Here is a 15,319-nt window from a genome sequence, read left to right on the forward strand (position 1 = left end):
TNTGCTGCAGACGGGGTAGTCACTCTTTAATTTGCTTTTAGCAAATTGTATGTACCACACCCCGTCACGACTTTCAGTCTGACACCCCTCTCAAGAGGGGAATTTCTATTACATTTACCCTTCAAAAAGTGGAATGAAAATGGACTTAAGGCTATCAAACTCAAACTCTAATCCAGTATTTAATTTATTATTTGAAAAAAGGCAACCTTAAATTTTCTATATCTAAGTTATCTTTTTCGAATGCACCTGAAAGATCATCAATCTCATTTGCTTCCCAATCAAAGACAGTAAGAAAACAATTTCCTTCTCTATCCTCACTAAATACAGCCGGATTTCCCCAAACATCTTCTTCATCTTCATCTTCCATTTCTAGAGTTATTTCAGTAACTACAGAATAAGCTTTAAGATCTGACGTTTTTTGTAAATCAAGTAAGAAACTCATGATGTCATCCAATTCATCTTCACTGTTTACATTCAAGGGAAATGAAATGGGAACCACCTCTTTTGATAAATCAAAATTTTCAAGATACTCACCAATAGTTTGATTAAGTTCTTCATCCCATTCTTTTAACTTTTCCAAAAAAATGTTTTTTGAGGTATCATTGAAATTAATCCAAAAAATAATTTCTTGATGGACATGTTCATCGTGAATTAAGTTTGAGCTTTTAACATAATCAATAGCTGCAGAATGAAATTTCGCATATTTAGAAATATGAATCTCCTCCTCTGATTTTTAAAATTATAAATATTATACCATAATTTAATAAAATCAGATTACTCCTAGTGAAAATCTACGTTGGCGATATTTATATAGATCATTGTTAATGGGGAGAAAACTTGATTTATTAATAAAAACTTTAATTTCATCGATAATTTCTAAATGGGAATGTTCAAATTGAGTCTTTCTAATTTTTTTATTAAACAGTTCAAAAGTGATATAATTATTATAAATTAATATATTGACAACGATGAAGTTATTCCATTTTTTTATGAATCAGGGAAAATGGAGGCCTTGTGATTATGAATAACATCAAATATATTTTGATTATATTAATTTTTGTTATAACACTCAATATCTCTTTGTTTGCTTCTTCAAATAAGGTTTTGGTTTTAAATTCGTATTCTTCTGGATTTTCTTGGTCTGATAGAGAAATGGAAGGATTATTTTCAGTTTTAGCTCAAGAAGATGATATTGAAATTTATGTTGAATATTTAGATAGTAAACGTTTTAATGATGAACGACATTTTTTACTTTTTAAGGATTATATAAAAAGAAAGTATGAAGATTATGAATTTGATGCTGTAGTAACTTTAGATAATGACGCTTTTGATTTTGTTTTAGAAAATCATGAAGAACTTTTTTTTAATACCCCTGTAGTTTATTGTGGGATAAATTATTATCAAGAATACGAATTTGAAAAATACGATTTTATTAGGGGAATAGTTGAAAGAAATGATATAAAAGATACAATAGAAATAGCTTTGAAATTACATCCCAACACCAAAAATGTTTATGTTGTTTTGGATAATTACACAAAAGCAGGACAGTTAGTAAAAAAAGAAATGGAAGAAACGATTATACCTATGTTTTCAGATATTAATTTTATTTTTATTACTGATTCTGTTGAGGAAATAGAAAATAATTTGCACAATCCTTTACCAAATTCAATAGCTCTTTTTTTACCTTTTAATAGAGATATTAATGGTTACTTCTACGAATATAAAGATATTGGGAAAATAATTGAGGAAATTGATATACTTCCAATTTATACTTCTGTGGAAGATTATTTAGATTATAAGGTAATAGGTGGTAAAATCTTAAAGGCTTTTGAGCAAGGAGAAAAAGCGGGAGAAATTGTTTTAGAACTATTGAATGGAATTTATATGCAAAATGTACCACAAATTTACTTTCCAGAAAACGATTATATATTTAATTATTTAGAACTTCAAAGATGGGGAATACCTATAAATCATCTACCAGAAGATTCTATTATAATAAACAAGCCAACTTCTTTTTACGAAGAAAATCCAATATTATTTTGGATAATAATTGTAACACTTCCTATTTCCATTGTATTTTTGTATATTTTAAAAGAGAAAAATTCGAGGCTAAAAAAATATATAAGTGAACTAGGAAAGACAAAAAAGATATTAGAGAATAAGAACGAGGAACTTCGAGCTGCTAATCAACAACTGACTTCATTTAATGAAGAAATAGTAGCTCAAAATGAGGAAATTGAGGATAATTATAAGAAAATAGAAAATTTGAACAATAAAATATTCAAATTATTAGAATTGTTTAACAAATTGGGTAATGAAGGGATCACAAAGGAAGAGTTTTTTTATGAATTTTTAAAGGCGATGATCACACAGATACCAGAAGCAGATTATGGAAGTGTTTCTATTATAGAAGGAGAAGAATGGAATTTTATAACTGCAATTGGTCATGATATAGAGGGTTTAAAGTCACTTCCTTTAAAAAGAAAATACTCCGTTTGGAGCGAAGAAGCAATGATTGTTGAAAATATCCAAAATGAAAATATTAAAAGGATGCCCGAAAAATTAGAAAAAGAAATGAGTAAATATACTAAACCTATAAAACAAACTATTTTGAAAACAATTAAAGTTGATGAAGATATATACTTAGGTATGGCTCTTGATATAAAAAAAGAAAGTGAGAAAGAATTTTCAGAAGAGTCTATTAATTCCTTTAATTCATTACTAAATATAGGGAAGCTTTTTATAATAAACCAAATTAAGACTCAAGAGGTAGAAGTTACTTACAATAATTTCGCACAAAAATTTGCTGTATTAGCGGAATCTCACGATGAGAACAGCAAAAAACATTTAACAAGAGTTAGCGAACTGTCTGCCTTTGTAGCGGAAAAGTTTGGGTTAGATGATAAAGATGTTGAAAGAATAAAAAGATTTTCCCCTCTTCATGATGTTGGAAAGTTATTAGTTTCTCCTATAATATTAAATAAAAGAGGAAAATTAACGAAAGAAGAATGGGAAGAAATAAAGAAACATCCTATTTATTCTGGAGAATTATTAGAGGGGAAGTATTTTGAAACAGCAAGGAAGATTGCTATGTATCATCATGAACATTATGACGGAAGTGGATATCCATTTGGGTTAAAAGGAAATGAAATACCAATAGAAGCACAAATAATAGGTATCGTTGATGTGTACGATGCATTACGATCAAAGCGAAGTTACAAAGAAGCGTTTTCCCATGAAAAAGCTATTGAAATAATATTAAATGGGGATGAGCGTACAAAACCCGAACATTTTAATCCGGGATTATTATCAATAATTGAAAAGTATAACCAAGAAATAAAGGAAATTTATGATAAATTCAATGATTGATTAAATTTGATTTTAATATTTGCTATAGTAAAAAAGGGGCCTTTAGGGCGTTTTTTATTGGAACTATGACGATATTTTTGATAGAACTTGTTGTAAGTAGTACCCTGTATAAGTTCCACTTTCAGCAATTTCTTCTGGAGTTCCCGCTGCTACGATATATCCTCCTTTTTCTCCTCCTTCAGGTCCTAAATCTATAATATAATCTGCATTTTTGATTATATCGAGTTCATGCTCGATTACTATTACTGTGTTCCCTTTTTCAACTAAAATATTAAGAACTTTTATCAGCTTTCTTATGTCTTCAAAATGAAGTCCTGTGGTAGGTTCGTCTAGGATATAAACGGTATTTCCAGTTGATTTTTTTCTTAACTCAGAGGTTAATTTTATTCTTTGGGCTTCTCCACCAGATAAAGTTGTCGCTGGCTGGCCGAGTCTAATATATCCTAATCCTACATCTTGAAGTAATTCTAAGACATTTTTTATTAGAGGCAAGTTTTTAAAAAATTCCAAACCTTCATCTACTGTCATATCCAAAATATCAGAAATGTTTTTTCCTTTGTAAGTTACTTTCAGAGTTTCTTTGTTGTATCTTTTTCCTTTACATACATCGCAAGTTACGTATACATCTGGTAAAAATTGCATCTCTATTTTTAATACTCCATGGCCTTTACATGCTTCGCACCTACCACCTTTTACGTTGAAAGAAAACCTACCTTTATCATATCCTCTAATTTTAGCTTCTTGAGTTGAAGCAAAAACATCACGAATATAATCAAATACTCCAGTGTATGTAGCAGGGTTACTTCTAGGGGTTCTTCCTATTGGACTTTGATCTATCGATATAACGCTATCAATGTATTTTAGCCCTTCTATCTCGTCAAACTCTCCGGGTCTTACCCTAGAGTTGTATAATTCTTTTTGGAGAGCAGGATATAGGGTGTCCATAATCAACGATGATTTACCAGACCCTGAAACACCTGTTATAACAACAAATTTTCCCAAGGGAATTTCAGCATCAATATTTTTTAGGTTATTATGCCTTGCACCAATTATTTTTAATTTTTTATTTTTTTCGATTCTTTTCTTATCTAATATCTCAATGTTTCTTTCTCCCCTTAAATACTTTCCAGTTAGAGATTCACTACTATTTTCTAAAAGTTTTTTCGTTTCACCTTGAAAGATAACTTTTCCTCCATTAACACCTGCACCAATTCCTAGGTCTATTATATAATCTGAGGCTCTTATCACGTTTTCATCATGCTCAACAACTATAACTGTATTGTCGAGGTCCCTAAGTTTTTTTAAGGTATTTATGAGTCTGTCATTATCTCTTTGATGTAAACCTATCGTTGGTTCATCTAAGACGTATGTAACACCTGTTAGCCCAGAACCTATTTGAGTAGCTAATCTTACTCTTTGAGATTCTCCTCCTGAAAGTGTAGTGGCATTTCTACCAAGGGTTAGATAATCTAGACCAACGTCATCTAAGAAAGTTAGCCTTCTTTTTATTTCTCTTAAAAGTTCATGAGCAATTTCCATTTCAAAGTCATTTAGTTTTAAAGTATCGAAGAAAATCTTTACTTGACTTATAGGCATCTCAGTTAAATCAAAAATATTATAACCATCTATCCTAACACTTAAAGCTTCTTCTCTAAGTCTTTTACCATTGCAAGTTTGGCAGGTTTGTTGTATCATAAAATTTCTTTCTATCCATTCTTTTATATCCCGAGAGTCTGTTTGCCTGTATCTTCTTTCATACCAATTAACCATACCTTCAAATTCTCTAGTAAAATCATATGTATCTCCGTTTCTTTTTGAAAAAGAAAAATCTATCTCCTCGTCTGTTCCATATAGCAGAGTTCTCAAAACTTTAGGATCCATATCCTTTATAGGTTTGGAAGGATCTTCTCCCAAACTTCTAACAACATCTTTCATCATTCCTACCATAAAGGTATCTTTCCCCATATTCAATGCTGCACCGTCTTCTAAAGATTTATTAATATCAAAAATATAATCAGGTTCAACCTCCAATTTGAATCCTAATCCATGACAGTCAGAACAGGCTCCGTAAGGGCTATTGAAAGAAAATAATTTAGGATTTATTTCCGGGAAACTGTATCCACATTTTGGACATGCAAGGTTTTCCGAATAAGTTTGAACAGAAATAACATTTTCATCCTCATCCATTTCTCGTATCTCTACAAAACCGTCTCCTTCTTTCAGAGATAGTTCGACTGCTTCATATATTCTTTCAAAATTATCTTTTCTTAATTTCACCCTGTCAATTAGGAGATTTACATTATGTCTATAGGTTTTTGCAAGAGATTCCACTTCATCTAGATCTAAAATTTCTCCATCTATTTCTACTCTTTTGAACCCAGATAATTTCATGTTGTGAAGTTCTTTTTTGAATTCTCCTTTTTTCTCTTTTGCTATTGGTGAAAATATATATAATCGTGCATTTTCTTCGAAGTTTTTGTATATATTATCAACAATTTCATCAACCGTTGAGCTTTCAAGGGGGGTTCCACATTTGGGGCAAAAAGCTTTTCCAACCCTTGCAAATAATACTCTGATATAATCATATATTTCAGTAATAGTTCCAACAGTTGATCTGGGGTTATGGCTTACAGATTTTTGTTCTATGGCAATCGATGGAGAAAGTCCTTCAATTAATTCAACATCGGGTTTTTTTAGGTTTCCTAAAAATTGTCTGGCATAAGAGGATACAGATTCCAAATATCTTCGCTGACCTTCAGCGTATATAGTATCAAGTGCCAGGGTTGATTTTCCAGACCCCGACAAACCTGTTATAACAGAAAGAGTATTTTTGGGAATTTCAACATCAATATTTTTTAAATTATGCTCCCGAGCACCTTTTATTCTAATCCATTTATCCATATGTTACCTCCACGATGATTCAATTATAATCACTTTCAACATTTATATTATACAGCTAAAAAATTAACGGTAAGAGAAATCCATTTATCTTTTAATATGCATGAAGAAGTTTATATTAATCCAATTAACCTATTAAAATGTTCTCCTCTATCTTCATAATTTTTGTACATATCAAAGCTAGCACCTCCCGGTGAGAAAACCACATTATCACCTTCTTGAGCAATTTCAAAAATGTATAAAAACACCTCTTCTAAATTATTTTTGAAGATAAATTTATCGTTTAAGTGATATTTTATTATTTCTTTTTGCATTTCTCCAAAAACCAAAATTTTTTTAGCGTGATTTTTTAATTCATCAATTAAAAGAGTAAGATCTTCATTTTTTGGGATACCACTTAATATCGCTATATAATTTTTCCCTCTGAAACTTTTGTAGGCATTATAAGCGGCATGCGAATTGGTTGCTTTTGAATCGTTATAATAATTCACACCATTTTTAGTGGTTACTAATTGTAATCTGTATTTTAAAGAGCTATAAGAAGCGATGGCATCTTCTATCAATTTTTCAGATACCCCTAAATTGAGCGTAGTAACTACTGCTGCTACTAAATCCTCTTTAAATATATTCAAATCAAATAATTTATTTTTCACTTTTATTTTTTTATCTAAGTACGAAACAGTATTGTTTTTAAACATATTTTCTGAAAAAGTTATTAAACTTGATTTTCTTTGATATTTTTCAAAGTTTAATAGTTTTAAAGATTCTTCGTTTATAACAGCAATTCCGGCAACTTTTAAAGTTCTTTTAAGAAGAGCTTCTTTTGTGAGATAATAATCTTCTATGTTTTCATGCCAATTTAAATGATCTGGAGCTAGGTTTATCAATACTGAAATCTCAGGAGATAGTATTTTAGACCAAAATATCTGAAAAGAACTAATTTCAATGACGTAGTAATTTAAGTTTTCTTCTGCTTGAATTAAAGGCTTACCTATATTTCCTCCAACAAAGGTAAGAGGGTCAAGGTATGATAATATATGTCCGATGAGGGAGGTTGTTGTTGATTTTCCATCAGTACCTGTTATTCCAACAAATAGGGATTTTTTATTAATTGTCTTTATTTTTTCCCATGCAAACTCAATCTCTGTTGTGTAATTTATATTATTATTGAAAATAATTTTTGCAGCTTCACTTTGTGGAGTTATTCCTGGGCTTACTATAGCTAAATCACAACTTTTTAATAACTCACCATGTTGAGTTTCATATTGTATTTTATTTGTTTTAAAAAATATTATATCTTCTTGATCAAAGGGTCTATTTTGGCTTACAGCTAACTCGTTATTCGTGTTTATTAGTTTTTTAAGTAATTCTCTATTACTTATTCCGTAACCTACTAAACATATTTTCACAAAACTCCTCCTAAAGCGATTATCCCAGTTAAAAAATTTATTGTCCAAAATGTCAAAACTATACGTTCTTCGCTCCATTTTTTTAATTCAAAATGATGGTGAATTGGTGACATTAAAAAAACTTTTTTGTGTCTGATTTTGAAACTTGTTACTTGTATAATCACACTAAACATTTCTAGAATAAAGATAAAGCATGTAAAAACAGTGAATATTTCTATAGAGTAATAAATAGCTAAAGCTCCCAAAATGCCTCCTAATGCAAGAGAGCCAGTATCTCCCATAAATATTTTGGCAGGTTTAATGTTAAAAAGGAGATATGCTATTACTGGAAGTATTAAAACACCTAAATTCTGAATCTCAATTCCAGCTACTATAGCAGTAAATAAAACTGAGCTAATGTATATTCCCCCTGAGAGACCATCAATCCCATCGGTTAAGTTTGTGGCATTGGACATCCCAGAAAGATAAATTATTCCCCAGATAGGGTAGAAAAAACCAAAATTTAATTCAAAATCTACAAAAGGCAATTTTAGTGAAGAATGAGGGTTCAATCGTAAAATTATCAATACTACAAAAAAAGAAACTATGAACTGAAATAATAATTTTTGTAATGCAGTTAAACCAGTGGAATCTTTTTTTCTTATACTAGAGTAATCATCAATAAATCCAACTAGTCCAAAAAGAATGGAAGAAATACCTACAACAAGAAACACTTTTTCTTGATTAATAAAATAAGTTAAAATACTTAGTAAAAATATGGCTGATATAAATAAAATACCCCCCATAGTAGGAGTTCCCTGTTTGTAGTTATGAAGATCCGGTCCTTCTTGCCTTATATATTGACCTAATTGTTTTTTCTTAAGATATTTGATAAATACAGGATATGCAAAAACAAGCACTATAAAAGATATTAATGAGAGATAAAATGTCAAGTTTTTCAAAATAATCCCCTTTCTTTGATATAGTTGTTTATTCCTGTGGCGTTAGAGGCTTTTATATAAAGCAATCCCTTAGAATTTTGTATAAATTTAGCTATATTTGATAAATCTTCAAAAAATTCTAGTTTGGGATCATTTAAATATGAAAATTGTTTATGAGGATCATAAAAATAAATTACATCGAATGTTTTTGAAGCTTCTTCGATTACTTTTTTATGATATTCTTCGCTGTAATTTCCAAGTTCCTTAATTTCTCCCATAATAATAGTTTTTGGAAATATATTCATTTTTTTTATACTTTCAAAAGCACTTTTAAAAGAATCATATGAGGCATTATATGAATCATTTATAATAGTTAAATTATTTCTTTTAATTATTTGAAATCTATCTGGTGGAACTTTTATGTTTGATAGATAATAAGGTTCTATTGCTAAATCTAGGTACCTTAAAAATAGTAAACAAGAAAGTAAGTCAAGAATTTGTCCTTCACTCCAATATCCGTTGAAAGTGAACATAGCATCCTCATCGAATAATTTAGCATAAACGGTTGTTGTGAAATTTTCGTTGTACTCATAATTTTCTAAAACAGCGTTATTATTCTTATTTTTCCCAAAAGTGAGTATATTTAACTGAGGAGGAGCTAAATCTTTTAATATTGGGTAATCTCCGTTTATTATTAAAAGCCCTTTTTCCATTTTATTTGTAATTTTCATCTTTTCTTTAGCCACGGTTTCAATAGTATTTAAATATTTCAAATGAGAAGAACCGACATTGGTAATAATAGCAACATCATAGTTGAAATAATTTGAAAGATATTCCAAATCGCCTATTTTTTGTAACCCTTCTTCTAAAATTACAATTTCTTCATCGTTGTAATCGTTCAAAATGCAAAGAGGTATACCAATTTCTGTATTCATATTTAGTTCATTTCTAAAAGTCTTAAAAAAAGGCAATAAAAGGTATAATAAAAACTCTTTTGTAGTAGTTTTTCCTGTTGAACCAGTAATTCCAATTTTAATCTTTGATTTTTGATTGATTATTTTTGAACTAGACGAAAGCATTTCTGTTAATACATTGTCTACTTTAATTATTTTTTTATTAGAAAAATCATTAATCTTCTTATCAACTATTATATATGAAGCGCCTTTGCTTAAAGCATCGTCTATATAATTATGTCCATCTGTTTTTTCTCCTTTTAAACACAAAAAAACATCTCCCTTTTCTAGTTTGCGGGAGTCTATTTTAAATTTATATCCCTCATATTTTAACTTTTCAAGCATTACTTTCCTAAACTCCTTTTTAATTTTTCTATCAGTTTTTTTGTAACTTCGAAATCATCAAATGGAATTTTTCTTCCATGAGAGAAGAGTTGATACTTTTCATGGCCCCTTCCGGCAATTATTACAATATCTCCCTTGTTGGCAAATCTCAAAGCAGTATCTATAGCTGTCTCACGATCCAAAATAACGATAAAATGTTTGTTTTTATTTATGCCCTTAGAAACCTCTTCAATTATTTTTTCCGGGTCTTCATCCTTAGGATCATCATTAGTTAAGACTATAACATCAGATTTAGAACTCACTACTTCACCCATAATTTTCCTTTTACCTTGATCTGCGTTGCCCCCAGCACCAAAAACAGTAATTATTCTCCCGTCTGTTAAGGTGGAAGCTGTTTCTAAAACTTCATTTAGAGCATCTGGGGTATGAGCGAAATCAATAATAGCAGTAAAACCCAAGCTTAAACTGCTGGGAACTATTTGAAATCTTCCCCGAACTCCCTTAAAAGAAAATATTGCATTAGCAATTTCATCTTTATCTATTCCAAGAAGATAAGCTATGATAAAAGCGTTAGTTATATTGTAAACGTTAAATTTTCCAACCATTTGTGAGCGAATTTCATATTTTTCAAAAGATTGAGAAGTTAGTGTAAATCTCATTTGATTTGCTGTTTGTTGAAAATTTTCTAACACAAAATCAGAACCCTTATTAAAGCCATATGTTATTACTTTCTTCCCAGAATTGACGAAAATATTTTTATCCAACTTATCGTTGTTTATAATAATAACCCCGTCATCTTTCAAATAGTTAACCAAAGATAACTTAGTATTTATATAATCTTCAAAGCTACTATGATAATCTAAATGATCTCTTGTAATATTTGTAAAGGAAATAATATCATATTTAGTGTCTTCGATTCTTCTTTGTGCAATCGCATGAGAAGATACCTCCATGTTAATGTATTGAATATTTTTTTCTTTGCTGATTTTTAAAATTTGAGATAACTCGACAATTCCAGGAGTAGTGTTATAGGGTTCTTTAATAATATCATCATTAATTTTTATTTCTACAGTACTTATTAATGTTGAATTTTTATTATTTTTACGAAGTATATGATGAACCAAAGAGACTGTAGTGGATTTCCCATTGGTCCCAGTTACCCCAAAAATTTGGAAGTCTTTTGTTGAAATATTATAGATTTGATGAGCGAGAACCGCAGCAGCCTTTTTAATATCTTTTACTATTATATAATCTTTGGTAAAGTTACTTGGAATTTTATTTTCATTTTGAGCTATTATTAATGAGGCGCCTTTTTCAATCGCAGATGAAATATAATCGTGCCCATCAAGGGTATGTCCTTTAAAGGCTATAAAAACATCGTCTTTGTCAATTAATTCACTGTTATCTTTTATTCCAGCAATTTTTATTTTTTTAGATTTTATAAAAGTTTTTACAATATTACCATCTAATAATTCTATTAATTTATCGGGTTTAATTTCCATAAAACATAGCCTCCCAGTTAGAAGATTCATAATAAAAATTTTATTCATAATTTAGTAATAGAATATATTTGACAATCTGTATAATTATTGATATCATATTATTAGCACTCAACAATCAGGAGTGATAAAATGTCTAAAATACTTCATGATAGGCAAAAAGAAATTTTAAAATATATAGTTCAGTTATACATAAAAAACAAAAAACCTGTGAGTTCAGATGAGGTATTAGAACAGTTCAAAATAAAAGCTAGTAGCGCCACAATAAGGAACGATATGCAAAAACTTCAAAAGCTAGGTTTTGTTTATCAGCAACATTCAAGTGGTGGTAGAATTCCAACAGATTCAGCCTTAAAAATATACTTTCAGATGATTAAGGAAGCCTATAATCAAGAAGATACTCATATCGACATACCCAAAAAATATAAATTTTATGATCTGAATCTAATGTTTCAAAGTTTAGCGGATTTGATTTCTAAATCTTTAGAAGGGCTTGTGATCTTTGAATATCCTAATCCTAAATATGTATATATTAAACGGGTAACAGTTACACCTTTAATGGAAAATAATAATGTAATAACTGTTTTAACTAATTTAGGTTTAGTAGTATCTAGAGCTGTCGAAATATACGGCTTGCCTCCTTCTCAAGAGCTTGAGACAGTTTTAAACAATGGGTTAATTGGTAAAACTTTTTATTCTTTGTTCATGATTCTTTCTGCTCCGAAACTTGAAATTGAGGACATAAGAATTACGAATTTTATGGAAATTCTAGAACAAATTACATCTGAGTTTAACCGCAAAAAATATATAATAAGCGGGCTAGAAAAGATTATAGCTAAGTGCGAACCTGATATAAATGCAATAGAAACACTAGCTTTAATGGTTGAAAATGATCGAATAAAAGAACAAATATTAAAAAATCTAGATTTCTCAGATGATATTAAAATATCCTTCGGAGAAGATTTTAACTCAAAAGCATTAAAAAATATGGTATTTTTTTATACAACTTATAACATGAATAGTCATCCTCTAGGAAAAGTTTTTTTTATTACAGATAAATATTGTGATTATGAAAAAAATTATGTTATTTTAAGAGAATATGTATCAAGGTTATCTGAAATTATATCAAAAAATTTATAATAATTGTATTAGTTAGCACTTTGGGAGGTGTTTAATTCAATGGCCGAGAGGAACAAAAAGGTTGAAAGTAATGAAAAAAAAGAAATAAAAGAAGGAGAAAAAATAACTAACGAAAATGGAGAAAATATTGAGGAAGATATAATTAAAGAATTTAAAGAAAATATTGAAAACAAAGTAAAAGAATTAGAAAAAGAAAGAGATGAATACAAACAGCGTTTGTACAATTTAAAAACAAGATTCGAAGATTACAAAGAAATGATAGAAAAAGAAAAAATGATTTTGATGTATAATACTAAGAAAAAAGTATTAGAAAGATTTTTAGTACCCTTTGAAAAACTCAAATTGTCTTTAAATTATAAAGATGAACCAGAGTTTGTATCAGCAGTTGAAATGGTTTATAAAGACATGGTAAAGGTTTTTGATTCTTTGAAAATGAAATTTATTATCCCACAAAAAGGAGATCCATTTGATCCTTTTGAACATGAAGTTATTGATAAATATGAAACGAATGAAGTAACAGAGTATAGTATATATGATGTACAAACAACAGGTTACAAGATAGAAGGTGAGGTAATAAAACCTGCTAAAGTAATAGTTGCGGTGAAACCTAAAGAAAATATAGAAAAGGATCAAGATTCTTCTTGTGAGAAAAGTGAACCAAAGGATGATAAAACAACAAAGAGTACGGAGGGAATTGATTCTAAAGAAGGTGGTAATTAATTATGGCTGAAAGAAAAGATTATTATAGAATATTAGGTGTTGATAGGAATGCTACCCAAGAAGAAATTAAAAAAGCATATAGGCAAAAAGTCAAAGAATGGCATCCTGATAGGCATAGAGAGAATAAAGAACAAGCTGAACAGAAATTTAAAGAGATTCAAGAAGCTTACGAAGTCTTGAGTAACCCAGAAAAAAGGAAATTATACGATAACTTAGGATTCGTTCCTGATGAAAGTACGGCGTATGCTGGATCAGGGCAAAGAGGAAGTTCAACAGGGGATATCTTCGAAGATTTTTTCGGGAACGGCTTTGGTATGGGAGAACATATTTCAGATATTTTTGATACATTTTTTGGTACTGGTGGAGGAAGGTCCAGAAGTTCTAGAAAAAATTTTGCTAGAGAAAAAGGGGACGATATTCATGTTGCCGTTACTCTTAAGTTGGAAGAAATTTTGTATGATGTTAAAAAAGTAATTGAATATACTAGATATGAAGAATGTTCTCACTGTAATGGGACTGGAGCCGAAAATGGGAACAGTTTTGAAACTTGTCCTAGATGTAACGGGAACGGAGTAATAAGGGAGGAACAAAAAAGTTTTTTTGGAAGTTTTGTTAGAACCTATACCTGTCCAACATGTAATGGGGTAGGAAAAATAATCAGTAGGAGATGCTCTTACTGTGCAGGCTCTGGTAAGGTTACAAAAAGGGAGAGAATAGAAGTCACAATACCAGCAGGAGTTCCAGATAATTACACTATGAAAGTTAGAGGAAAAGGAAATGCTGGTAAATATGGAGGACCATATGGAGATTTGATTATACAAGTAAGAGTTTTGCCAGATGAAAGGTTTATTAGAAAAGGATCAGACCTTGAAACCGAGATATCAATCAGCTATTTAAAAGCGGTTTTAGGAGGTACAATTAAGATTCCAACTTTAGAAGGTTATATAGAAGAAAAAATTCCTGAAGGAACAAATCCCGGGACAGTTTTAAGATTCAGAAATATAGGTCTTCCGGAATTAGGTGGAGGCAAAAGAGGGGATTTGTATGTTAGAATAAATGTGATAATAAATAAACCTTCAAGAAAAGAGAAAAAAAATTCTGAAGCAATTACTAGAAGAAACACATGTTGATTAATTGCTTTTGGGGGTATGATTATTGAAATTTGGCACACAAAAAGGGAAATCAGTTATAAAAGATTACATTATTATAACATTAGGTACCTTAATTACTGCTTTGGGACTAGTTCTATTCATGATTCCTTACAACATTATTGCTGGTGGAGTTAGTGGATTAGCAATAATTTTGAATAATTTCTTTGGGTGGTGGGTTGGAGCACAAATGTTTATTTACAACATCATTCTTTTTTTGATTGGATTTTGGCTTTTAGGCCTAGGATTTGGAATAAAAAGTATATATTCAGCTGCATTATTATCATTTACAACGGACTTTTTTCAACATGCATTGGGATTAGACAATTTAATACCTAGCTTGATTCAAACAAGCGGTAATTCAGGAATGGAACTAACATTACTTGCTTCTATATATGGAGCTTTGATAGCTGGTTTTGGGATGGGGTTGGTTATATGGAAAGGTGCAACAACTGGTGGAACAGATATAATAGCTATGATTATAAATAAGTACACATTTCTGACTATAGGAACAGGATTAATGATCGCGGATAGTCTAATAACAGCATCATCAATTTTAATTAGTCCACTTTTACCAATGTATGGAATAATTGCCATCTTCATAACAGCAAAAACAATTGATGGAGTTATAGACGGTTTTGAATCAACGAGAACTGTATTGGTGATAAGTGAACATTATGATAAAATAAAAAAAGAAATTTACGACGTTTTAGATCGTGGAGTTACTTACTTAAAGGGTGTTGGAAGTTATACTAATCAAGAAAAAAATGTAATCATGGTTACAGTATCAAGAACTGAAATCGGAACACTAAAAAGGATTATTAGAGATTTGGATCAAAAGGCATTTATTATTATTTTGCCGAATAGTGAAGCAATTGGGTATGGTTTCAAAAAGATATCTTAAAATTAAAAATACTA

11 protein-coding genes are annotated in these 15,319 nt (G+C 30.0%); 5 read left to right on the top strand and 6 right to left on the bottom strand.

Annotated elements, in window-relative coordinates:
* Nucleotides 1-187: 187 nt before the first annotated feature.
* Entirely contained in the window at nt 188-580 is a 393-nt protein-coding gene (locus PW5551_RS09100; protein WP_113075463.1) for a hypothetical protein, read from the bottom strand.
* Between the two features lie 440 nt (nt 581-1,020).
* Between PW5551_RS09100 and PW5551_RS09105 the strand changes: the two genes are divergently transcribed.
* The gene (locus PW5551_RS09105) at nt 1,021-3,369 is read left to right on the top strand and encodes an HD domain-containing phosphohydrolase (protein ID WP_113075464.1); all 2,349 of its coding nucleotides are present in this window, start codon (nt 1,021-1,023) and stop codon (nt 3,367-3,369) included.
* Between the two features lie 63 nt (nt 3,370-3,432).
* Here PW5551_RS09105 and uvrA read toward each other — a convergent pair whose 3' ends face one another.
* The 5 genes from uvrA to PW5551_RS09130 form a co-directional block, all read right to left on the bottom strand.
* Nucleotides 3,433-6,270, bottom strand: a complete 2,838-nt coding sequence (uvrA, locus tag PW5551_RS09110; RefSeq protein ID WP_113075465.1) for an excinuclease ABC subunit UvrA — start codon at nt 6,268-6,270, stop codon at nt 3,433-3,435.
* 110 nt (nt 6,271-6,380) lie between these two features.
* Nucleotides 6,381-7,676, bottom strand: coding sequence for a UDP-N-acetylmuramoyl-L-alanine--D-glutamate ligase (gene murD / locus PW5551_RS09115; RefSeq protein WP_158526176.1), 1,296 nt, complete (start codon nt 7,674-7,676; stop codon nt 6,381-6,383).
* Nucleotides 7,673-8,617: a phospho-N-acetylmuramoyl-pentapeptide-transferase gene (locus PW5551_RS09120; RefSeq protein ID WP_113075467.1), complete on the bottom strand. Its 945-nt coding sequence runs from the start codon at nt 8,615-8,617 to the stop codon at nt 7,673-7,675. The genes murD and PW5551_RS09120 overlap by 4 nt, the downstream gene beginning before the upstream one ends.
* On the bottom strand, nt 8,614-9,894 hold the full coding sequence (gene murF, locus PW5551_RS09125; protein ID WP_113075468.1) for a UDP-N-acetylmuramoyl-tripeptide--D-alanyl-D-alanine ligase: 1,281 nt from the start codon (nt 9,892-9,894) through the stop codon (nt 8,614-8,616). Before murF ends, PW5551_RS09120 begins: the two co-directional genes overlap by 4 nt.
* On the bottom strand, nt 9,894-11,396 hold the full coding sequence (locus tag PW5551_RS09130; RefSeq protein WP_113075469.1) for a UDP-N-acetylmuramoyl-L-alanyl-D-glutamate--2,6-diaminopimelate ligase: 1,503 nt from the start codon (nt 11,394-11,396) through the stop codon (nt 9,894-9,896). The genes murF and PW5551_RS09130 overlap by 1 nt, the downstream gene beginning before the upstream one ends.
* Nucleotides 11,397-11,525: 129 nt before the next feature.
* On the opposite strand from PW5551_RS09130, the gene PW5551_RS09135 reads away from it, so the two are divergent.
* Genes PW5551_RS09135 through PW5551_RS09150 form a run of 4 tightly spaced genes read left to right on the top strand, consistent with a single transcriptional unit; the run spans nt 11,526 to nt 15,305 of the window.
* Entirely contained in the window at nt 11,526-12,533 is a 1,008-nt protein-coding gene (locus tag PW5551_RS09135; RefSeq protein ID WP_113075470.1) for an HTH domain-containing protein, read from the top strand.
* A 39-nt stretch (nt 12,534-12,572) separates the two neighbouring features.
* Nucleotides 12,573-13,253 (top strand): nucleotide exchange factor GrpE, encoded by a 681-nt coding sequence (locus PW5551_RS09140; protein ID WP_113075471.1) that lies wholly within the window; start codon nt 12,573-12,575, stop codon nt 13,251-13,253.
* A 2-nt stretch (nt 13,254-13,255) separates the two neighbouring features.
* Entirely contained in the window at nt 13,256-14,383 is a 1,128-nt protein-coding gene (dnaJ, locus tag PW5551_RS09145; protein WP_113075472.1) for a molecular chaperone DnaJ, read from the top strand.
* A gap of 25 nt (nt 14,384-14,408) precedes the next feature.
* Nucleotides 14,409-15,305, top strand: coding sequence for a YitT family protein (locus PW5551_RS09150; protein ID WP_113075473.1), 897 nt, complete (start codon nt 14,409-14,411; stop codon nt 15,303-15,305).
* Nucleotides 15,306-15,319: the final 14 nt, after the last annotated feature.

Source organism: Petrotoga sp. 9PW.55.5.1, from assembly GCF_003265365.1.
In the GTDB taxonomy this organism is placed as follows: domain Bacteria; phylum Thermotogota; class Thermotogae; order Petrotogales; family Petrotogaceae; genus Petrotoga.

Coding starts and splice junctions, on each gene's coding strand:
- PW5551_RS09105 (WP_113075464.1), top strand. CDS start 1,021: ATGAATAACATCAAATATATTTTGATTATATTAATTTTTGTTATAACA.
- uvrA (WP_113075465.1), bottom strand. CDS start 6,270: ATGGATAAATGGATTAGAATAAAAGGTGCTCGGGAGCATAATTTAAAA.
- murF (WP_113075468.1), bottom strand. CDS start 9,894: ATGCTTGAAAAGTTAAAATATGAGGGATATAAATTTAAAATAGACTCC.
- PW5551_RS09130 (WP_113075469.1), bottom strand. CDS start 11,396: ATGGAAATTAAACCCGATAAATTAATAGAATTATTAGATGGTAATATT.
- PW5551_RS09135 (WP_113075470.1), top strand. CDS start 11,526: ATGTCTAAAATACTTCATGATAGGCAAAAAGAAATTTTAAAATATATA.
- PW5551_RS09140 (WP_113075471.1), top strand. CDS start 12,573: ATGGCCGAGAGGAACAAAAAGGTTGAAAGTAATGAAAAAAAAGAAATA.
- dnaJ (WP_113075472.1), top strand. CDS start 13,256: ATGGCTGAAAGAAAAGATTATTATAGAATATTAGGTGTTGATAGGAAT.